The organism is Massilia sp. YIM B02763 (assembly GCF_030412015.1).
Lineage (GTDB): Bacteria > Pseudomonadota > Gammaproteobacteria > Burkholderiales > Burkholderiaceae_D > Telluria.
The window spans coordinates 69770-87969 of record NZ_JASNRD010000002.1; the positions used below are offsets into that span (position 1 = coordinate 69770).

Here is an 18200-nt window from a genome sequence, read left to right on the forward strand (position 1 = left end):
ATGTCGGGCTGTTTCTATTTAGTTAAGCAAAGACCGCCATGCCACGATTCGCTGCCAACCTGAGCCTGCTGTTTCCCGAACTGGGCTTCCTGGAACGCTTTGCCGCCGCGCGCGACGCCGGCTTCGACGGCGTCGAGTTCCTGTTCCCCTATGCCTTCGAGCCGGAACAGATCGCCGGCCGCCTGCAGCGCTATGGGCTGGAACTGGCCCTGTTCAACCTGCCTGCCGGCGACTGGGTGGCGGGCGAACGGGGCATGGCTTGCGATCCGCGCCGCATCGGCGAATTCCAGGATAGCGTCGAGCTGGCGCTCGAATATGCGCTCGACCTGGGCGTGAAGCGCATGCACTGCCTGGCGGGCAAGCAGCATCCGGCCGTGTCCTCCGAGCGTGCCCACGCCACCTTCGTCGATAATTTGCGTTTTGCCGCGGGCAAGCTGGCCCCGCACGGCATCGAGCTTCTGATCGAGCCGATCAACGACCGCGACATCCCCGGCTACTTCCTCACGCGCAGCAGCCAGGCCGCCGCCATCATCGCCGAGTGCGCCGTCCCCAACCTGTTCCTGCAGTACGACGTCTACCACATGCAGCGCATGGAAGGCGACCTGGCCCACACGCTGCGCCAGCTGCTGCCGCTGATCCGCCACATCCAGGTCGCCGACGTGCCGGGCCGCCACGAGCCGGGCACGGGCGAGATCAACTACGCCTTCCTGTTCGGCCTGCTCGACGAGCTCGGCTACGCTGGCTGGGTCGGCTGCGAATACAATCCGCGCGGCGACACCGTCGCCGGCCTGGCCTGGCGCGACGCCCTCGGCACGCGTTGAGCTTGATACCAAGCAATATCCCCATAAAACGGGTTTGAAAGAATGGAGCCTTTCGGGCTCGGCCTCTTGCCGACCAGAAAGGACCCATGGACTTGCGCCGCATTCCCTTGCTGTTTGTCCTCGGCGTCGCCCTGCTGCTGGGCGGCTGCGCCGGTACCGGCCAGGTCAGCCTGGCCGAAGTACGCGAATTCGCCGACGCGTCGGCGCGGCTGGGCGGCTACGGCGAGCTGTCGCGCCGCTACCGCGACACCTACGAGCGCGAACAGCCCTACCTGTCCCCGGCCGCCGACCGCATCGCGAAGGAAAACGATGCGCGCCGGCGCGCCGTCTACGACGACTTCGTCAGCATCCAGAAAAGCGTGGTGCTGTACATGCAGACGCTGAGCGTGCTGGCCGGCGACGTGCGCTACGACCTGTCCGACCGCATCGACGACCTCGGCAACGGGCTCAAGGCGAACACGGAATCCAGCCTGCAGCAGCGCCATATCGCCGCCTACACGGGCCTGACGCGCCTGCTCACGCGGGTGATCGCCTCGAACTACCAGAACCGCAGCGTGGAGACGATGGTGCGCGATGGCGATGCCGACGTGCAGGTGCTGCTGGACGCGATGATCGCCCTCACGCGCCTGTACGCCAAGACCAACGAGAACGAGAAGAAGACGGTGCTCGGGATCTTCGACGTCGAGATCCCGTTCTCCGCCAAGAATGCCGACCGCATGCTGGTGACGCTGGCCAAGGTCCACTACCTGAACAAGTCGACCGAATACCGCCTCGTCGACAAGCGCTACGACGTCGCCCTGCAGGGGCTGACCAAGGTCGCGCTGGGCCACCAGAAGATGCGCGAGCACCTGAACGACCTGCGCAGCGACGAATTCCGCAAGCAGCTGGCCGCCTACGTGCGCGACCTGCGCAATCTGCGCGACGCCCTGTCCGAGTGAACCCGAGGAGCCCCGCATGACGAGCGATCCCCCCAAGCCGAACATGCCGACGCCGCGGCCGGCGCCGCCTTCTGCCGGCGAAGCGATGGCCAGCGCGCGCCAGGTCGAGGAACTGGCCGACCGCCTGTCCGTCTGCGCCGACAGCATCCACGAGCGCGTGATGCGCGACATCCGCCGCCACGGCGGAGGCACTGTCCCGGAGTCCGAGCAGGCGGCCGCCCGCGCCATGCTCGACGCCGAGATCGAGCTGCGCCAGCGCGCGAACCGCCTGTATGCGGACGCAGCCGCCTGCATCGTCGCCGGGCTCGGCCGGCCACAGGCCCAGCTGGTCAAGCTGACGGCGGACGCGGCCGTCAAGATCCGCCACATCACCCGCATCGGCGACGGCATCACGCTCGTCGCGCGCCTGCTGGGCTTCGCCGCGGCGGCGGCCTCGACCGATCCCGTGGCGATCCTGGCGGCGATCGACCGGCTCAAGACCCATCTGGATACGGTGGCGCTGCACACGCCGCCCGCATCGGCCTGACAAAGGCAGGGCTTCGTAATAGGTAAGAGTAAACAACGTCGTCCCTGCGAAGGCAGGGACCCAATCTTGCCAGCGCATCGATACCGCAAGCAGAACTTGGGTCCCTGCCTTCGCAGGGAGTCGTTTCCGGCAATGCCGGGAACGACGTGTTTCAGACGTAACTAGTTCAGCACATATGCTGCCCGCCATTGATGGCCAGGTTGGCGCCGGTCATGAAGCCGGCTTGCTCGGACGCCAGGTAGGCGACCAGGCCGGCGATCTCGTCCGGCTCGCCCAGGCGGCCCATCGGGATCTGCGGCAGGATCTTGTCGCGCATGACCTCGACGGGGACCGCCTCGACCATGCGCGTGCGCAGGTAGCCCGGCGACACCGTGTTCACGGTCACCCCGTGGCGCGCGACCTCCAGGGCCAGCGCCTTCGTGAAGCCGTGCATGCCGGCCTTGGCGGCGGAATAATTGGCTTGGCCGAAGGCGCCCTGCTGGCCATTGACGGAAGAAATATTGATGACCCGGCCCCAGCGCTGCGCCATCATGGGCTCGATCGCCTGCTTGGTCATGTTGAAGACGCTGTCGAGGTTGGTGTTCAGCACGGCCTGCCAATCCTCGCGGCTCATCTTGCGCAGGCTGCGGTCGCGCGTGATGCCGGCGTTATTCACCAGCACGTCGAGCCGCCCCATGTCGGCCAGCAGTTTCTGCACCATCCATTCGCAGTCGCCGTAGTCCGTCACGTCGACCTTGAAGGCGGTAAAGTGATAGCCGTCGTCGCGCTGGGCCGCCAGCCACGCTTCCGGCGTCGCATTGCCCGGCGAGTACGTCACCGCCACCTGGAAGCCTTCCGTCTCCAGGCGCCGGCAGATCGCCGTCCCCAATCCTCCCATTCCTCCAGTCACCAAAGCCACTTTATCTGCGCACATAGCTCTTCGTCCCGTGTCATTCCGCCGCGCGGGCTGCGCAGCAGGAAACATCGAGTCTAGGAGTTCGGACAAAGGGGTTTTTGCGAAGAATCAAAATCCAGCCAGTCATTTTAGGCTGGCTGGATAAGCGCAATGGGTGAAGCGGCAATTGCTCAGCGCATACTCAGTGGAAGCTCAGCGGATGCTCAGCGGATAATGTCCGGCGCGCTGGACGGGTCGAAATCGGCCCAGTCGCCGTCGACGATATTGCCCCTGGCACGCTCGATCTGGGTGGCACCAAGGCCGCGCAGGACGTCGACCGCCCGTCCTTCCTGGCCGGCATCGTCGAAGGCGACGGCGACCAGCATGCCGGCATGGCGGTTCTCGACGGGGGCACGGCCGCCCTCTTCCCGTTCGCCGGCATCCTTCATCTTGGAAAAGCTGAACAGCGAGCCGACGTGGGCGCCGACGAGCCCACCGACCACGGGACCGATCGGGCCGGTGACGGGCGCCGTGGCCGCGCCGGCGACGGCGCCGACGGCCGCGCCCGCCGCCGCGCCCTGGGCCACGCCTTCCGGCGACTCCTTGGCGCCCGGCGACGTGATGTGGTCGCCGCCGAGCGGCGTCATGTCGTGCTGGCCCGGCTGGCTCAGGTAGAACCCGCTGATGCGCGCGGCATCGAAACCGGCGTCGACGAGGGCGCGGCGCGCCTGCTCGACTTCATCCTGAAGCTGGAAGTGCCCTGCAATGATCATGGACATGGCTGAACTCCTCGTGCACCCGATGAGCTGCATGATGCGCGCCCGGGCCGGCCGGGTCTGTACGCAGCCGCACGCAGCCTGCGCCAGGAGCGCTCCTGGCGATCCTTATTGCCACTGTCCGTAGACCGCGCCGTAGTGGACGGGTTCCGGCGCCGGCGCCGCGAACCAGTCGCGCGGGTCGACCCGGAAATAGGCCTGGAACTCGGCATACAGTTCCGGGTGGCGCGATGCCAGCGCGTGCGGCTGCTCGAAGAAGGTCTCGGTGGCGACGGCGAAGAATTCGGCCGGGTTGGTGGCGCCGTAGGGGTCGAGCACGTCGCGCTGGCCCCAGTACGTGTCCCGGCGCAGCAGCGCGAAATCGCGCGACAGGGTTTCCGACCAGCGCCGGTAGCGCTCGGCGCTGCCGAGCAGGGGCGCTCCGTTGTTGCTGCCCGATTCGCTGTCGAGCTGGTGGGCGAATTCGTGCAGCACCACGTTGTGCGTGCCTTGGGCGGGCAAGCCGGCGCGGCGCACATGCTCCCACGACAGGATCACGCGGCCGTCGCCCCAGGACTCGCCCAGCAGGTCCTGGCGCGTCTCCGTGACGACGCCGGCCTCGTCCGCTTCCTTGCGCGGCACCAGGAAGGCGCCCGGATACACGAGGACGGCGTGCAGCCCCGGATAGACGTCCGTGCGGCGGTTCAGCAGCAGCAGGCAGGCCTGGGCCGCGATTGTCACGCGCATCTCGTCGGTGACCTCGAGGCCGGCGCAGCCGACGAAGGTCTTCTGGTGCAGGAACTGCTTGACCAGGTACTGCAGCTGCTGCCGGAGCGAGGACGGCATGCCACGGTACTGGTCGACGTTGCGCTCGATGTAGCCGAGCTGGACCGCGTCCAGCGGGCGCGCCAGCACCCGGCGCAGGCGCCAGCGCGGCAGCAGCCAGGCCAGCAGCAGCGCGCCGGCGAGGGCGGCACAGACGAGAGCGGCTTCCATCATGCCTCCCGGATCGTTGGCGCCGGGCTCAGGCGGCGCCGGCGCGGCCGAAATGCGCTTCGACGTCGTCGGCGCTGCCGATCAGCTGGCCGCCGACGAAGACTTGCGGCCAGGTCATCTGGCCGGACACGGCACGCAGCACGCTGGTATTGATCTTGGCGTCCTGCGAAATATCGGTGAACACGATGCCATTTGCCTTGAGCACGGCCTTTGCGCGCGCACAATGCGGGCAACCGGGTTTGGAGAACATGACGACGGGTTCCGGCGCCTGCGCATCCGGATTGATGTAGCGAAGCATGGTGTCGGCATCGGAGACCTCGAACGGATCGCCCTCCTTGTCCGGCTCGATGAAGATCTTGTCGATGATGCCGTCCTTGACCAGCATCGAATAACGCCAGGAACGCTTGCCGAAGCCGAGGTCGCGCTTGTCGACCAGCAGGCCCATGCCTTCCGTGAAGTCGCCGTTGCCGTCCGGGATCATCGTGATGTTGCCGGCTTCCTGGCCGCCCTGCCAGGAATTCATGACGAAGGCGTCGTTCACGGCGACGCACAGGATCTCGTCGACGCCGTTGTCGCGGAATGCCGGCGCCAGCTCGTTATAGCGCGGCAGGTGGGCCGACGAGCAGGTCGGGGTGAAGGCGCCCGGGAGCGCGAACACGACCACGGTCTTGCCCTTGAACAGCTCGGCGCTCGTCATGTCGCGCCATTGGTCGTTGGGCCGCGTCTTGAACGTCACGTCGGGGACCGGCTTTCCTTCCAGTGATTCGGCATTCGGTAACATGGATTCTCCTTGTCGATCGCAGGGCGCAATGCGCCGCCTGGACGGCATATGCGTACCCTTGCTGAGTTTTCAATTGCTGGAATAGAAAAAAAATCGCCACCCGGCCGAAAGGCGGGGTGGCGCGGGATGGGGTGCGGCGCGTGCCGGGCCGTCGAGACGGCCGGGAGATCAGGCGCGCTCTTTGCCGATCTGGCTCGGTGCCGGGCCGAACAGTGCAGCGACCAGCGGGTCGCGGCTGACCGGGCTGCGGTTCACGCGGATCGCGTAGTGGGTGTCGTCGGCCAGGATGTGGAAATGGCGGCCGGTGCCGGCCATGCTCTGCTCGCGCAGGCCCGGACGCTCCTTGCGCGGCGCGGCGCCTTCGCGCTTCGGCTGGCAGATGGCGCCCAGGAAGGCCTTGACGCGTTCCGGATCCGGGGAAATACGGTAGACGGCCTTGCCCAGGTAGGTGGCGGTGCCTTCGATATAGCGTGCCAGTTCGATCACGCCGGCCTCGCGCAGGTCGCGGATGTACTTGCGTGCGCCCGACGGCGAGAATTTCAGGAACCAGGCGATTTCGTCGGCCAGCATCTCATGGGTCTGCAGCTCGCCAATCAGCTTCTGCATGTTCTCGATGCGGCGCTGGGTGGCCGAGGTCGAGCGCACGCGCTCGATCGGTGCCAGCGAAATCGGGGCGCGCTCGGTCGGCTGCGGCGGGACGCGCTCGATCAATGCAGAATTGCTGGAAGTGTGCACTGCGTTGAGGTCGCCTTGAACCGCATTGTGGTGAGTCGCTGCATGCATATTGGTTTACTCCGTATAAAGGACTGTGTTCTGGTGAGGCCCGGACCGCCTAGTGATATGACCGTCTGTCAACAAGTCGGTTCCGCTTAACTGGGTACAAGATTGCCTGCCTCACCATCCCCGGTCTGTGCGCCATCCCACATTTCTAAAAATATCTGGAAGTAATTTTCTGACATGGCGTATTGACGCGGCTCTCCTGTAGAGCCTGCCTGACCGGTGGGAGCCCTGCGTTCGATCAGTGCCGGAAATTGAACTCAGCGGATAGGCTGCTATCCAACGAATGCCGGCGAGCGGCCGTGATGACAAAACGACATCTGCGCATCCAATCGTGCGCAGGTTTGTTGTGCTGCTACAACAATATTTTTGTGGGCAGATTCGTGCGGGCGAAACCGTGTCACCCTGCCCTACACGTGCTTTATGACATCCATATGGCAGAGCCGATCCCGCCTGGTACGCGCGTCATACCTATGTATAGCTGTAGGGACCACGCTTTTCGGCGCTAATAGGGCGATGTACGACGGTGTTCGTAACATTCAGAAACAAACAGCAATAGTGGTCGAAAAAGCTATGTTGTAAGATCACCACAACATTCGGCTCTTAGGTGCGCTAGCGCACTGACCCAAGAAAGTGCTGACTTGTAAGCTTGTCATCAACATCACTGCAAGGCATGCGATGTCAAGTACCTTTACAACTTATGGGAGTTACCTGTGAATAATACGAAGAAGATCGCCCTGGCCGTTGCCATCATGTGCTCCGCCGGTTCGGCGCTGGCTCAAGAATCCACGGCAGTCGTCAATCCGTCCTGGTATGTCGCACCGACCGTCGTCGGCATCAAGCCGGATGGCGACTTTGGCACCGACGATAAAGACTGGGGCGCCGGGTTGAAATTTGGCAAGGCAGTGCACCCGCTGTGGGACATCCAGGCTGGCGCCACCTGGGCCCGCTCGAAGGATGCCGGCAACGACTACCGCCAGGTCCTGGTGGGCGTCGACGCCCTGCTGATGCTGTCGCGCCAGAACTTCCGTCCGTTCCTGCTGGTCGGTGTCGGCGGCCAGCATGACCGCATGGGCCGTCCGGGCCGTGGCGTCCAGGATGGCTGGTCGCCGTACGCAACCGCCGGCCTGGGCTTCCAGGTAGGCATCAACGACCAGTGGTCGCTGCAGGCCGACGCCCGCGCCGTCAAGGGCTGGATCGATGACGAAGACAAGTTCGGCTTCGACAAGTCGCTCAACAAATACGTGTCGGTCAGCCTGAACTATGCCTTCAACCCGCCGCCGCGCCCGGCTCCGGCCCCGGCTCCGGCTCCGGTCGCAGAAGCCCCGGCACCGGCACCGGCTCCGGTCGCTCCGCCGCCGCCGCCGCCGGCACGCTTCGAGAAGGTGACCCTGGAGGCGACCAAGCTGTTCGCATTCGATAGCGCCACCCTGAACCAGCCGATGCCGAAACTGGACGAGATCGCCGCTGCCCTGCAGGCCGACACCTCGATCAACGACATCACGATCACCGGCTACACCGACCGCCTGGGTTCGGACAAGTACAACCAGAAGTTGTCGGAGCGCCGTGCCAATGCCGTGCGCGACTACCTGGTCGCCAAGGGCATCGACGGCAGCCGCCTGAAAGCCGTCGGCCGTGGCGAGGAAAACCCGGTCGTCACCGACTGCAACCAGAAGAAGAAGTCGGAGCTGATCGAGTGCCTGGCACCGAACCGCCGCGTGGAAGTCGAGCAGATCACCATCGAACGCCGCGTCCAGTAATGCACGCATGACGGCAGCATGCCGGCCCGGGTCCGCGGATCCTTGCCGGCAGCATGCCGCCGCCGGCACCCAGGTTCGCGAACCGCGGTGCCGACCCTGGGCACAGGCCCGTCGAACGCGCCTTCGGGCGCGTTGTTTTTTTGGAGGACGTACGATGGCAGTACAAAACTGGGTTCCCTTCTCGCGCCAGCTCCTCCACGTGATGCGCTGCGCCATCACCGAATGGATGGCGCACCGGGCGGCCAGCAAGGGTGCGGCCCTGGCCTACTACTCGCTGTTCTCGCTGGCCCCGATCCTGGTGCTGGTGATCGCGATCGCGGGCTTCTTCTATGGACAGGAAGCGGCGCAGGGACAATTGATCCACGAATTGCGCGGCCTCGTCGGACCGCAGGGCGCGGAAACCATCCAGGCCATCCTGGCCGGCGCCCGCAACCACGAGAGCGGCAGGCTGGCGACGATCGTCGCCTCGGTGCTGCTGGTGGTCGGCGCGACGAGCGCCTTCTCCGAACTGAAGGACAGCCTCGACGAGATCTGGGGCGTTCCACCGCCCGCCGACGCCAGCTGGTGGGACACGGTGCGCACGCGCCTCCTGTCCTTCGGCCTGATCCTGACGCTGGGCTTGCTGCTGATGACCTCGCTGGTCGTGTCGGCCGCACTGACGATCGTGGAGACCTTCATCGGCAATATGTGGCAATCGGCGACGATCGTGCTGGGCTGGCTGGCATCCGCCTTCGGCTTCCTCGTAATCGCCGTGCTGTTCGGCGCGATCTACAAGCTGCTGCCGCGCATCAAGCTGTCCTGGCACGACGTGACCATCGGCGCCTTCGGCACCGCTATCATGTTCACGCTGGGGAAATATGCGATCGGCCTGTACATCGGCAACAGCAGCACGACGAGCAGCTTCGGCGCCGCCGGCTCGCTGATCGCCCTGCTACTGTGGGTGTATTACTCGGCCCAGATCTTTTTCCTGGGCGCGGAATTCGCGCGCCAGTATGCGTTGCAGCTGGGCAGCCTGCGCAAGAAGGACGTGCCGGGTGCGAAGAAGCCAGATGGCAATGCCGGCGTGAGCGCGGCGCGCTGAACGCCCGCACCGCCGGCGCAAGACGAAGGCCGGGCCGTCTCGCGACGGTCCGGCCTTTTTCTTTCCCGCGGTGGCGCTTATTCGCCCAGCAGTTCGGCGATGACTTCCATGCCCTCGACGCGCTCGGCCACGACCTTGATCACGACGACGACGGGCACGCCGAGCAGCAGGCCCCACATGCCCCACAGCCAGCCCCAGAACAGCAGGCTGACGAACACGGCGGCTGGGTTCATCTTGGCGAACTTGCCCGTCATCCAGGTCGTCACGACCATGCCGACGAGGGTCGCGATCGCCAGCGAGGCGCCTGCGACCAGTACCACCATCTGCAGCGACTCGAACTGCATGAAGGCGACCAGGCCCGTGACGGCCGTGATCAAGAGGGAACCGAAGTACGGCATGATATGGGTGACGCCGGCGAAGATCGCCCAGGCGCCCGCGTTCTCGATGCCGACGGCGCGCAGCACGCCCCACATCAACAGCGCCAGCAACGCATTGGTCACCAGCAGCATGAACATGTAGTTCTGGATCGAGGTGTTGATGTCCTCGAGGATGTGCACGGTGACCTTCTTTCTCGTCAGCGACGGCCCCGTCAGCTTGACGAGCTTGCGCTTGAACGTGTCGCCCGCCAGCAGCAGGAAGAACACGAGGAACACCACCATGGTGGCTTGCGAGATGAAGCTGGCCAGGCCCATCGACCCGGCCAGCAGCCAGTCCATCACGCGGAAATTGCTGGCGCCCGGCGTCTGCGACGGCGACACGGCGCCGGGCGGCGGTCCGCGCCGGGCCGGCGCATGGCGGGCCGTGCCGGCGTTGGCGGCGGCCTGCTCGATCTCGGCGGCGGCGGCCTGCACCTGCTGGATCGTCGACGGCTGGCCGTCGGATGCCTGCATGATCATCTTGCTGACCTTGTGCGTGATGGCGGGCAGCTCGTCGACGATATTGAAGATCTCGCCCTGCACGCGCTGGACGGTGAGCGCCAGGCCGGCCAGGATCAGCGCCGTGACGACGGACGCGCCGACGGCGCGCTTGACGTGCCAGCGCTCGAGCCAGCGCACGATGGGGCTCAGGGTGTAGGCGATGAAGATGCCGAGCAGGAGCGGCACGAAGAAATTCTTGGCCCACTGGAGGCCGAACACGAAGGCGACGGTGGCGATCACCCCGAGCGTCAGGCCGCGTACGTTGACATGGACCGGGAGGCGCAGGTTGCCGTGCTGGGCACCGAGTTCTTCGCCGGTGGGAGCGCCTGCGTCGTTGACGAGGCCGGCCGACTTGGCCGCGGATGGGCCTTCTTCCGGGGGCGCGGCGGACGTGTCCGGCGCAGCGGATACGGGAACAGCGGCGGCGGATGCGTCGCTGGAAGAGATGCCGGATTTGGCGAGCTGCATAAGTCTTACCTGATAATGAAACAGCCTGTGCAACCCGGCGCCGGCGGACAGGGCCGCGCTGTCCGCCTGACTGGAGCAGCCGGCCGGCGCGCGCCCGTCGATGGGCGCCACGCTACGGCCGTCGTCCAGACCGATCCGGGCTTATTTTACGCGGATGTCGTTCTTGACCGAGGTCACACCCTTCACGCCGCGCGCGATGTCGGCAGCTTTCTTGGCATCTTCAGCCTGGGCCACGAAGCCCGACAGCTGGACGTCGCCCTTGTAGGTCTCGACGTTGATTTCGGTCGACTTCAGGGTCGGCTCGTTGAAGATCGATGCCTTCACCTTGGCGGTGATGGCCGAATCGTCCAGGTATTCGCCGGTGCTTTCGCGGGTCGGCGACGACGAGCAGCCCACGATGGTGAAGGCGACGGTAGCGGTGAAGATGGCGGTGGCGACACGTTTGGTGATGTTCATGGTGAACTCCTTATTGTTAATGGTATTGCTGGTTGTGCTCCGACGAGCGGGATGCGGTGGGAACCGCTTGTAAAGCAGGTTCCGGCATGGTCCTGGCCGGACGGGCACTGCCCGCCATGGCCATGCCGGAACCGGCCTGTCGGCCGGCATTCACGCCAGCCTTCATTTGCCGAACTCCGTCTTCGCGCCGGCGACGCACTGGTCCTTCGCCGCGCCGGCGAAGGCGTCGCAGCGCTGCATCGCGACCTTGTAGGCGGCGTCCAGCTTGTCCTCGCGCGCCTCGTTGCGCGCCTCGATCTGCTTGCGGTCGGCCTGGGCGTCCGCCTGGGCGGCGACCAGGCGCGCCTTGGCCTGCGCCTTGCACACGTCCTTGTCGTTGCCCGTCAGGCCGTCGCAACGCACCTTCTCGCGGTCGTATTCGGCCGAGGCGATGCGCATGCGCGCCCGGGTATAGGCCTTGAGCGTGTCCTCGTAGCGGGCGCGCGCTTCCTCGTCGGCGCGCACGCGTGCCGCCTTCGCGTCGGCCACGCACGCGTCCTTCGGGTTGCCGGTGATCGCATCGCAGCGGGCGCGCGCATTCTTGTAGTTCGCGGCGGCGGCGTCGCGCGCCTGCTGGTACGCCGCCTTGGCTTCCGGCGTCGCGGCACGCGCATGGCTGCTCGCCCACGTCAGGGCGGCGGCAAGCAACAGGATCATGTGTGGTGTCCTCATTTTTTCTCCTTCTTCAGCACACAGTTGACGTTTTACTCTGCCGTAACGACGTTTTCTGTACGCTGACGAACACACGACACCGCTCACTCCGCATTCGTACGGCGCCGGACGGAACGGGTGCGTCATCGCACAGACCCGTTACGCGCGGCTGCCTAATCTGGAATCACATCTTTGCAGGAGGACAAGTCATGAAAGCATCTCGTAGCATTGCCGCCCTGGTGGCGGCCGGCGCGATCCTCGGTGGCTGCGCCAGCAACAATTCCCGCCCCTATTACGCCAACGATGGCTACCGGGGCGGCTACGACAACACGGCCGCGATGGGCTACGGCACGATCGAATCGATCCAGGTGAGCAGCGGCGAAGGCCGCACCAGCGGAGCGGGCGCGATCGTCGGCGGCCTGGTCGGCGCACTGGCCGGCAACCAGGTCGGCAGCGGCGGCGGCCGCACGGCGGCGACGGTGGCCGGCGGCGTGGCCGGCGCGGCGATCGGCAACCGCGTGGAAGCGAACCGCAATCCGGAAGGCCAGCAAATGTATTCGGTGAATGTGCGCCTGGACAATGGCGAATACAGGACCGTGGTCCAGGATAGCGTCTACGACCTGCGCGTGGGGAACCGCGTGCGCATCGTCGACGGCCGGGTGTACCGTTACTGAGAGGTTTCTTCGCTAACGGAAACGCGTCGTTCCCGGCATTGCCGGAAACGACTCCCTGCGAAGGCAGGGACCCCATGTATTTTTGCGCCGTGGCTGCGCATGCAAAATTGGGTCCCTGCCTTCGCAGGGACGACGTCGCTGATGTAACCGGCCAAAAAAAGACGGCGTCCAATCGAAGATTGCGACGCCGCTCAAGCCCCACCATATTCGTGACGGCGTGAAGCGGACATCGCTCCACGCCTGATGACAGCAGGAAACAGGCCTTGCAGCCTGCTCCCTCAATCACATCGCTTTCAGTATGCCACGTCGCGCGCACGTTTGCGCTGCAAATACCAGGCTGCCGCGCCGAGGACGGCGGCGACGCCCAGCGCGGGCTTGCCGAGACGACGCTTTCGGATAAAGCCTAACACGGTTAGGGCATAGGGGGCCAGCACTGATACGCTTGTCCCCGTCGGTTTCAGCAGCGCATCGGCGCGCGTGCGCAGGGCCCAGGTCGCATGATCGATAACCGAGTGAAACATCACTTCGGGCCGCGACGCGGTCCTGATCTGGGCGCGCGCGTGGGCCACGCCGGTACGGTAGAACTCGCCTTCGCGCAGCAGCGCGCGCTTGCGTTCTTCATGGGAACCGTGGTGCCCGCTCGCATAGCTTCTCTTTTCCATGATATGAGCTCCCGTGTTCTTACATGAGCATGTCGCGGTCGTTGCGCAATTCCTTCATCGTTTCCGGGAAGGCCAGCTTGCCCTGCTTGAGCATCGACAGCCCCTTCATGACGAGAATGGCGGTGAGGACCGCGAACACGATGAACAGCACCAGCAGGATCTTCCATCCCATTTCGTCCCAGGCCAGGGCGACGATCGTGGCGGTACCGTAGGCCAGTGCGAACCAGGTGAACAGGACGGCCGCGGCGAAGATCGCCAGCAGTTCGATCACGTGGTTGCGCACCTCCGACAGTTCGAGCGCGGCGAGTTCGACGCGCGATACCACCAGGCCGAACGCATTCCTTGCCAGGCCGGTGATGCCACCCAGGAGTCCGGGGCTTTGCACGTAGGGTTCGTTGTTGTCCATGGCTTTGCCCCCGACCGCGATTATTTACGGCCCAGGATGACACCCAGCAGCAGGCCGACGCCCGCCGCGACGGCGACGGTACGCCACGGGTTGTCCTTGACGTAGACATCGGTCGCGTGCGCCAGCTCCTTGCCCTTGACCACGGCCTGGCCCTGGACCTTGCCGGCCTTGCCGAGCGCCACGTCCAGCATCTGCATGCCGCGCTCGCGCAGCTCGTCGGCCTTGTTGCCGGTCAGGGCGGCGGCGGCCGTCAGCAGCGACTGGGCATCCTTGACCAGGGCCTTGACGTCGGCGCTGGCATCGTCGAGGCTGCCGTTGGCCGACATGGCATTCGCGTTGGCGCGGGCGGCGTTGGCGTTGGCGCGGAGGGATTCGAGCATGATGTACTCCTTGTTCTTGGTGGGTAGGTAATGGATAGGCTACGCCGTTTCAGGCGAGCAGGTCGCGCATGTCGTCGGCATGTTCCTCTTCGGTGGCGAGGATCTCGATCAGCATGTTCTTGGTGGTCGGGTCCTTGTCGCCGATTGCCTGGATCATCTGGCGGTAGGACTCGATGGCCACGCGCTCGGCGATCAGGTCGGCGCGGATCATCGCCTGCACGTCCTCGGAATCGTCGTACTCCGCGTGGCTGCGCTGGGTCAGCGTGGCCGGATTGAAGTTCGGCGAGCCGTTCAGCTGCACGATGCGTTCGGCGATGCGGTCGGCGTGGTCCTGCTCCTGCTGGGCGTGTTCCAGGAACTCGTCCTTGATGTGGCCCGTGTTCGGGCCGCTGACGGTGTAGTAGTGGCGCTTGTAGCGCAGCACGCACAGCAGTTCGGTGGCGAGCGCCGCGTTGAGCATGGCGATCACCGCCTCGCGGTCCGCCGCGTAGCCCTCGGTGACGGCGCCGTCTTCCAGGTTGGCTGCGGCGCGGCGGATTTCCTGGATGTCGAAGCCGTGGGCCAGGTTCGATGCGTTCTGTTCCATGATGAAGCTTTCCTTACAGTGGGGGCAAAAAACTGATCAGCGCTGGGCCGCGCGCGGCGGCACCGTGGCACCCTCGTTCGACAGCACGATCTCGACGCGGCGGTTGAGCTGGCGGTTGGACGCGGTGTCGTTGGCCGCGACGGGGTACGCTTCGCCGTAGCCGCGCATGTCGACGCGCTGGCGCGGCACGCCCAGGCTGGTCAGGGCCTGCGCCACGGATTGCGCGCGGCGCTCGGACAGGTCCTTGTTGTGCGCGGAGCTGCCGGTGCTGTCGGTAAAGCCTTCGACCAGCACGGAGCGGTCCGGGTTCTGCATCATGACCTCGGCCAATTTGCGCACCGTCGCCATGCCGGCCGGCGTCAATTCGGCGCGGTCGGTGCCGAACAGCACGTCGCCGATGGTGACGACCATGCCGCGCTCCGTCTTCTGCGCATGCAGTTCGACCAGCAGCGCTTCCAGGCGCGACGAGCGCTCGGCCAGCTGGGCCGCCTGCTGCTGCGCGGCCTGGGCCTGCATCTGGGCGTCGGCCGCCTGGGCCTGGGCGGCGGCGGCGTCGCGCTTGGCGCGCTCGGCTTCCGCGGTGCGGGCTTCCAGCTGCACGCGGTCGCGTTCGCGGCTGGCGTTGGCGATGTCGGCTTCGGCCGTCTTGGCCTTGGCCACTTCCTGGGCCGTGGCGATGCGCTGCTTGGCGACATAGGCCAGGCGGTCGATCGTGTTCAGGTCCTCGCGCTTGGCCGCGGCCTGGTTGGCGCGGTCCAGGGCCTCGCTGGCCTGGCGGAATTCGTTCGGCGCGTACGAGGACACGGCCGGGTTGTTGTTGGCCGCGACGAAGTCGGCGCGCGCCTCGTCCAGCGTCGGGGTGGTGGTCGGGGTGCTGCTGCAGGCGGCCAGCGACAGCACGCCGGCCAGGGTCAGGGCCTGCACGAGGGCTTTCGGGAACGATGTTTTCATGATGCTTCCTTTGTTCTTGTTGTTGAAGGACGAATTACTGGCTCGAGTTGGCGCGGTCCACTTCCTGGCGCAGCACGCGCAGGTCCTGGTTCAGGGCGTCGGCGGCGGCGGTGGCCTTGGCCGAATTGGCCTTGCTCTGCGCCAGCTTGGCGTCGGCCTGCGCCTGCACGGCCAGTTCGCGCGCCGTCTTGTAGTCCTTGGCGGCCAGCGCCTGGTTGGCGCGCATCATCTTCTCGCGCGCCGCATTGATTTCCTGCGGCGCCAGCTCGGGCGCGCCGGCCGATACGGCGTTCTCGACGGCGTTGTGCGATACCGCGACGGCGGCGGTCGCCGGGGTCTTTTCCGGGCTGGCGCAAGCAACCAGCGCGAGGGCCACGGTCACCATGGCGGCATGCAGCGGCAGGTTGATCGATTTGATGTCCATGTTGTTCTCCGGTCTTGGTTCTAGGGATAGTGTTGGTAACGTTATAACCCTCCCGTCGAGCCTTCATCGGTTCGGTGCCGCACATTGGCGCCGCCCTGCTCTACCGTTGCCCTTGCACGGTGCGGCACCGCACATTGGTCCCCCGACCTTTCCGTTAGTCTGATACCAACACTCAGACCCACTCAGCTCCCACCAGAGGAAGGCCATGACGACACAAACCCCTACGGGCCGGCACATGCCGCGCCCGCTGAAGATCACGCTCGGCATCGTCGGCGCCCTGGTGGCGATCCTTGCCATCGCCATCATCATCGTGCTCACCTTCGACTGGAACCGCATCAAGCCGTGGCTCAACGAGAAGGTCAGCGACGCCATCGAACGCCCCTTCGCCATCCGCGGCAACCTCGCCGTGCACTGGGAGCGTCCGGCCGCCAGCATGCCGGCCAGCCAGCGCACCTGGCGCGACCACATCCCCTGGCCGCACCTGTACGCGGACGACACGCACGTCGGCAACCCGGCCGGCATGCCCGCCGGCGACACGGCCAGCGTGCGCCAGTTCTCGTTCTCGCTCGACCCGTTCGCCCTGCTCGGCCACCGCATCCACGTGCCGATCCTGCGCTTCGACGGCCCGCGCGTCGACCTGCTGCGTACCGACGCCACCCACTACAACTGGGCCTACCAGAAGAAGGACAAGGAATCGAAGTGGGAGCTCGACCTCGAGCGCGTGGTGCTGAACCGCGGCACGATCCGCCTGCAGGACGCCGTCACGAAGGCCGACATCACGGCCGACGTGGCGACCATTGCCAACGACCCGACCTACGGCATCGGCTTCACCGTCAAGGGCGAGTACAACGGCGCCCCGGTCGGCGGCGGCGGCAAGACCGGCCAGGTGCTGTCGCTGAAGAACGAGGACGTGCCCTTCCCCGTCCAGCTCGACGTGCATTCGAAGGACACCCGCGTGGCCATCGAGGGCGTCGTCATGCGCCCGACCAAGCTCGAAGGCATCGACATCAAGCTGCGCCTGGCGGCGCCGTCGATGGCGCGCCTGTATCCGTTCACCGGAGTGCTGCTGCCCGAGACCCACGCCTTCGATACCCAGGGCCACCTGACCGGCACGCTGGAAGACGGCAAGTCGCGCTGGGTGTACGACGACTTCAAGGGCAAGGTCGGCGAGTCCGACATCGCCGGCCGCTTCGAATTCGTCACCGCCAAGCCGCGCAACAAGCTGACCGGCAACGTGCGCTCGCGCCAGCTGCGCTTCGCCGACCTGGGCCCCGTGGTGGGCGCCGACTCCAACGAAAGCAAGCGCCAGCGCGGCGTGGCCGCCGTGCAGCCGAAGGACAAGGCGCTGCCGGTCGAGAAGTTCAATACCGACAAATGGAAGACCATCGATGCCGACGTGCGCTTCGCCGCCGACCGCATCGTCAAGGACGCCGACCTGCCGATCAGCAAGCTCTCGACCCACATCATCATGAAGAACGGCGTGCTGACGCTCGACCCGATGAACTTCGTGCTGGCCGGCGGCAGCGTCAAGTCGGACGTCAAGCTCGACGGCAGCGCCGGCGGCACCGCACCGATCAAGGCGACGCTGAACGCCACGGCCAGCGGCGTCGAGATCAAGCAGCTGTTCCCGCAGATCGAGAAAATGCAGGCAACCGTCGGCAAGATCTATGCGCAGACCAAGCTCACCGCGACCGGCGACTCGGTCGGCGCCATGCTGGCCGGCGCCAACGGCGAAGTGAAGGGCCTGGTGAGCCAGGGCGTGGTCAGCAAGCTGCTGCTCGAGGAGGCCGGCCTGAACGTCGGCAACATCATCATCACCAAGCTGTTCGGCGACAAGCCGGTGCAGCTGAACTGCCTGGCGGCCGACCTCGGCGTGAAGGACGGCGTCGCCTCCACGCGCACCTTCGTGCTCGACACGGAAGAGGCGATCGTCGACATCAACGGCTGGGTCAACATGTCGAAGGAACAGCTGGACCTGCGCGTCAAGCCGGAGACCAAGGCCGTGCGCATCTTCACGCTGCGCTCGCCGTTCTACGTGCGCGGCACCTTCAAGGATCCGGACCTGCAGCTCGACAAGAAGGTGCTGGCGATGAAGGGCGGCGCCGCCGCCGCGCTGGCCGCCATCGTGGCCCCGCCGGCCGCCCTGCTCGCGCTGATCAACACGGGCCCGGGCGAGGACAGCCCCTGCAATGCCCTGCTGGCCAAGGCCGGCGCCAAGCCGAAGGCCCCGCCGCCGGGCAAGAGCAACGGTCCGAAGTCGTGAACGGCATGGCAGGC

At 65.9% G+C, this 18200-nt stretch carries 21 protein-coding genes; 7 read left to right on the plus strand and 14 right to left on the minus strand.

Features of this window, described 5'->3' with window-relative positions:
• The first annotated feature begins 38 nt into the window (after positions 1–38).
• From otnI to QPK32_RS03875, 3 genes are all read left to right on the plus strand, one after another.
• Positions 39–821 carry a 2-oxo-tetronate isomerase gene (otnI, locus tag QPK32_RS03865; RefSeq protein ID WP_290411454.1) on the plus strand — a complete coding sequence of 261 codons (783 nt, stop codon included), beginning with the start codon at positions 39–41 and terminating at the stop codon, positions 819–821.
• Between the two features lie 86 nt (positions 822–907).
• Positions 908–1759: a hypothetical protein gene (locus tag QPK32_RS03870; protein ID WP_290411455.1), complete on the plus strand. Its 852-nt coding sequence runs from the start codon at positions 908–910 to the stop codon at positions 1757–1759.
• Between the two features lie 16 nt (positions 1760–1775).
• Positions 1776–2285, plus strand: a complete 510-nt coding sequence (locus QPK32_RS03875) for a hypothetical protein (protein WP_290411456.1) — start codon at positions 1776–1778, stop codon at positions 2283–2285.
• Between the two features lie 166 nt (positions 2286–2451).
• Here the strand turns inward: QPK32_RS03875 and phbB are convergent, their stop codons facing one another.
• The 5 genes from phbB to QPK32_RS03900 form a co-directional block, all read right to left on the minus strand.
• A complete protein-coding gene (gene phbB, locus QPK32_RS03880; protein ID WP_290411457.1) occupies positions 2452–3198 on the minus strand; it encodes an acetoacetyl-CoA reductase in 747 nt (248 codons plus the stop codon).
• Positions 3199–3383: 185 nt separating this feature from the next.
• Entirely contained in the window at positions 3384–3938 is a 555-nt protein-coding gene (locus tag QPK32_RS03885) for a hypothetical protein (RefSeq protein WP_290411458.1), read from the minus strand.
• 105 nt (positions 3939–4043) lie between these two features.
• Complete coding sequence (locus QPK32_RS03890) at positions 4044–4913, minus strand: zinc-dependent peptidase (RefSeq protein WP_374046696.1); 870 nt, start codon at positions 4911–4913, stop codon at positions 4044–4046.
• A gap of 25 nt (positions 4914–4938) precedes the next feature.
• Positions 4939–5691, minus strand: coding sequence for a glutathione peroxidase (locus tag QPK32_RS03895; protein WP_290411459.1), 753 nt, complete (start codon positions 5689–5691; stop codon positions 4939–4941).
• A 168-nt stretch (positions 5692–5859) separates the two neighbouring features.
• Positions 5860–6474, minus strand: a complete 615-nt coding sequence (locus QPK32_RS03900) for a winged helix-turn-helix domain-containing protein (RefSeq protein ID WP_290411460.1) — start codon at positions 6472–6474, stop codon at positions 5860–5862.
• A 707-nt stretch (positions 6475–7181) separates the two neighbouring features.
• On the opposite strand from QPK32_RS03900, the gene QPK32_RS03905 reads away from it, so the two are divergent.
• Together QPK32_RS03905 and QPK32_RS03910 are read left to right on the plus strand one after the other, a co-directional pair.
• Positions 7182–8228: an OmpA family protein gene (locus tag QPK32_RS03905; RefSeq protein WP_290411461.1), complete on the plus strand. Its 1047-nt coding sequence runs from the start codon at positions 7182–7184 to the stop codon at positions 8226–8228.
• Positions 8229–8382: 154 nt separating this feature from the next.
• Positions 8383–9309 (plus strand): YihY/virulence factor BrkB family protein, encoded by a 927-nt coding sequence (locus QPK32_RS03910; protein ID WP_290411462.1) that lies wholly within the window; start codon positions 8383–8385, stop codon positions 9307–9309.
• A gap of 77 nt (positions 9310–9386) precedes the next feature.
• Here QPK32_RS03910 and QPK32_RS03915 read toward each other — a convergent pair whose 3' ends face one another.
• The 3 genes from QPK32_RS03915 to QPK32_RS03925 form a co-directional block, all read right to left on the minus strand.
• The gene (locus QPK32_RS03915; RefSeq protein WP_290411463.1) at positions 9387–10694 is read right to left on the minus strand and encodes an AI-2E family transporter; all 1308 of its coding nucleotides are present in this window, start codon (positions 10692–10694) and stop codon (positions 9387–9389) included.
• A 141-nt stretch (positions 10695–10835) separates the two neighbouring features.
• On the minus strand, positions 10836–11150 hold the full coding sequence (locus tag QPK32_RS03920) for a BON domain-containing protein (protein ID WP_290411464.1): 315 nt from the start codon (positions 11148–11150) through the stop codon (positions 10836–10838).
• Positions 11151–11312: 162 nt separating this feature from the next.
• Positions 11313–11861, minus strand: a complete 549-nt coding sequence (locus QPK32_RS03925) for a hypothetical protein (RefSeq protein ID WP_290411465.1) — start codon at positions 11859–11861, stop codon at positions 11313–11315.
• Positions 11862–12049: 188 nt separating this feature from the next.
• On the opposite strand from QPK32_RS03925, the gene QPK32_RS03930 reads away from it, so the two are divergent.
• Positions 12050–12514, plus strand: a complete 465-nt coding sequence (locus QPK32_RS03930; protein WP_290411466.1) for a glycine zipper 2TM domain-containing protein — start codon at positions 12050–12052, stop codon at positions 12512–12514.
• Positions 12515–12807: 293 nt separating this feature from the next.
• Here the strand turns inward: QPK32_RS03930 and QPK32_RS03935 are convergent, their stop codons facing one another.
• From QPK32_RS03935 to QPK32_RS03960, 6 genes are all read right to left on the minus strand, one after another.
• Positions 12808–13176 carry a hypothetical protein gene (locus QPK32_RS03935; protein WP_290411467.1) on the minus strand — a complete coding sequence of 123 codons (369 nt, stop codon included), beginning with the start codon at positions 13174–13176 and terminating at the stop codon, positions 12808–12810.
• A 19-nt stretch (positions 13177–13195) separates the two neighbouring features.
• Positions 13196–13582, minus strand: coding sequence for a phage holin family protein (locus QPK32_RS03940; protein ID WP_290411468.1), 387 nt, complete (start codon positions 13580–13582; stop codon positions 13196–13198).
• Positions 13583–13602: 20 nt separating this feature from the next.
• Entirely contained in the window at positions 13603–13908 is a 306-nt protein-coding gene (locus QPK32_RS03945; RefSeq protein ID WP_290411799.1) for a YqjD family protein, read from the minus strand.
• Between the two features lie 103 nt (positions 13909–14011).
• Positions 14012–14548: a bacterioferritin gene (locus tag QPK32_RS03950; RefSeq protein WP_290411469.1), complete on the minus strand. Its 537-nt coding sequence runs from the start codon at positions 14546–14548 to the stop codon at positions 14012–14014.
• A gap of 36 nt (positions 14549–14584) precedes the next feature.
• Entirely contained in the window at positions 14585–15499 is a 915-nt protein-coding gene (locus tag QPK32_RS03955) for an OmpA family protein (RefSeq protein ID WP_290411470.1), read from the minus strand.
• 34 nt (positions 15500–15533) lie between these two features.
• Positions 15534–15923 carry a DUF4398 domain-containing protein gene (locus QPK32_RS03960; protein WP_290411471.1) on the minus strand — a complete coding sequence of 130 codons (390 nt, stop codon included), beginning with the start codon at positions 15921–15923 and terminating at the stop codon, positions 15534–15536.
• Between the two features lie 205 nt (positions 15924–16128).
• Here QPK32_RS03960 and QPK32_RS03965 point away from each other — a divergent pair, with 205 nt between their 5' ends.
• Positions 16129–18186, plus strand: a complete 2058-nt coding sequence (locus tag QPK32_RS03965; RefSeq protein WP_290411472.1) for an AsmA family protein — start codon at positions 16129–16131, stop codon at positions 18184–18186.
• Positions 18187–18200 lie beyond the last annotated feature (14 nt).

Excerpts from the sequence above, each read along its gene's own strand:
- phbB (WP_290411457.1), bottom strand. The coding sequence starts at position 3,198 with ATGTGCGCAGATAAAGTGGCTTTGGTGACTGGAGGAATGGGAGGATTG.
- QPK32_RS03895 (WP_290411459.1), bottom strand. The coding sequence starts at position 5,691 with ATGTTACCGAATGCCGAATCACTGGAAGGAAAGCCGGTCCCCGACGTG.
- QPK32_RS03925 (WP_290411465.1), bottom strand. The coding sequence starts at position 11,861 with ATGAGGACACCACACATGATCCTGTTGCTTGCCGCCGCCCTGACGTGG.
- QPK32_RS03940 (WP_290411468.1), bottom strand. The coding sequence starts at position 13,582 with ATGGACAACAACGAACCCTACGTGCAAAGCCCCGGACTCCTGGGTGGC.
- QPK32_RS03870 (WP_290411455.1), top strand. The coding sequence starts at position 908 with ATGGACTTGCGCCGCATTCCCTTGCTGTTTGTCCTCGGCGTCGCCCTG.
- QPK32_RS03910 (WP_290411462.1), top strand. The coding sequence starts at position 8,383 with ATGGCAGTACAAAACTGGGTTCCCTTCTCGCGCCAGCTCCTCCACGTG.
- QPK32_RS03950 (WP_290411469.1), bottom strand. The coding sequence starts at position 14,548 with ATGGAACAGAACGCATCGAACCTGGCCCACGGCTTCGACATCCAGGAA.
- QPK32_RS03930 (WP_290411466.1), top strand. The coding sequence starts at position 12,050 with ATGAAAGCATCTCGTAGCATTGCCGCCCTGGTGGCGGCCGGCGCGATC.
- QPK32_RS03945 (WP_290411799.1), bottom strand. The coding sequence starts at position 13,908 with ATGTCGGCCAACGGCAGCCTCGACGATGCCAGCGCCGACGTCAAGGCC.
- QPK32_RS03875 (WP_290411456.1), top strand. The coding sequence starts at position 1,776 with ATGACGAGCGATCCCCCCAAGCCGAACATGCCGACGCCGCGGCCGGCG.
- QPK32_RS03935 (WP_290411467.1), bottom strand. The coding sequence starts at position 13,176 with ATGGAAAAGAGAAGCTATGCGAGCGGGCACCACGGTTCCCATGAAGAA.
- QPK32_RS03885 (WP_290411458.1), bottom strand. The coding sequence starts at position 3,938 with ATGTCCATGATCATTGCAGGGCACTTCCAGCTTCAGGATGAAGTCGAG.
- QPK32_RS03965 (WP_290411472.1), top strand. The coding sequence starts at position 16,129 with ATGACGACACAAACCCCTACGGGCCGGCACATGCCGCGCCCGCTGAAG.
- QPK32_RS03955 (WP_290411470.1), bottom strand. The coding sequence starts at position 15,499 with ATGAAAACATCGTTCCCGAAAGCCCTCGTGCAGGCCCTGACCCTGGCC.
- QPK32_RS03960 (WP_290411471.1), bottom strand. The coding sequence starts at position 15,923 with ATGGACATCAAATCGATCAACCTGCCGCTGCATGCCGCCATGGTGACC.
- QPK32_RS03890 (WP_374046696.1), bottom strand. The coding sequence starts at position 4,913 with ATGATGGAAGCCGCTCTCGTCTGTGCCGCCCTCGCCGGCGCGCTGCTG.
- otnI (WP_290411454.1), top strand. The coding sequence starts at position 39 with ATGCCACGATTCGCTGCCAACCTGAGCCTGCTGTTTCCCGAACTGGGC.
- QPK32_RS03920 (WP_290411464.1), bottom strand. The coding sequence starts at position 11,150 with ATGAACATCACCAAACGTGTCGCCACCGCCATCTTCACCGCTACCGTC.
- QPK32_RS03900 (WP_290411460.1), bottom strand. The coding sequence starts at position 6,474 with ATGCATGCAGCGACTCACCACAATGCGGTTCAAGGCGACCTCAACGCA.
- QPK32_RS03915 (WP_290411463.1), bottom strand. The coding sequence starts at position 10,694 with ATGCAGCTCGCCAAATCCGGCATCTCTTCCAGCGACGCATCCGCCGCC.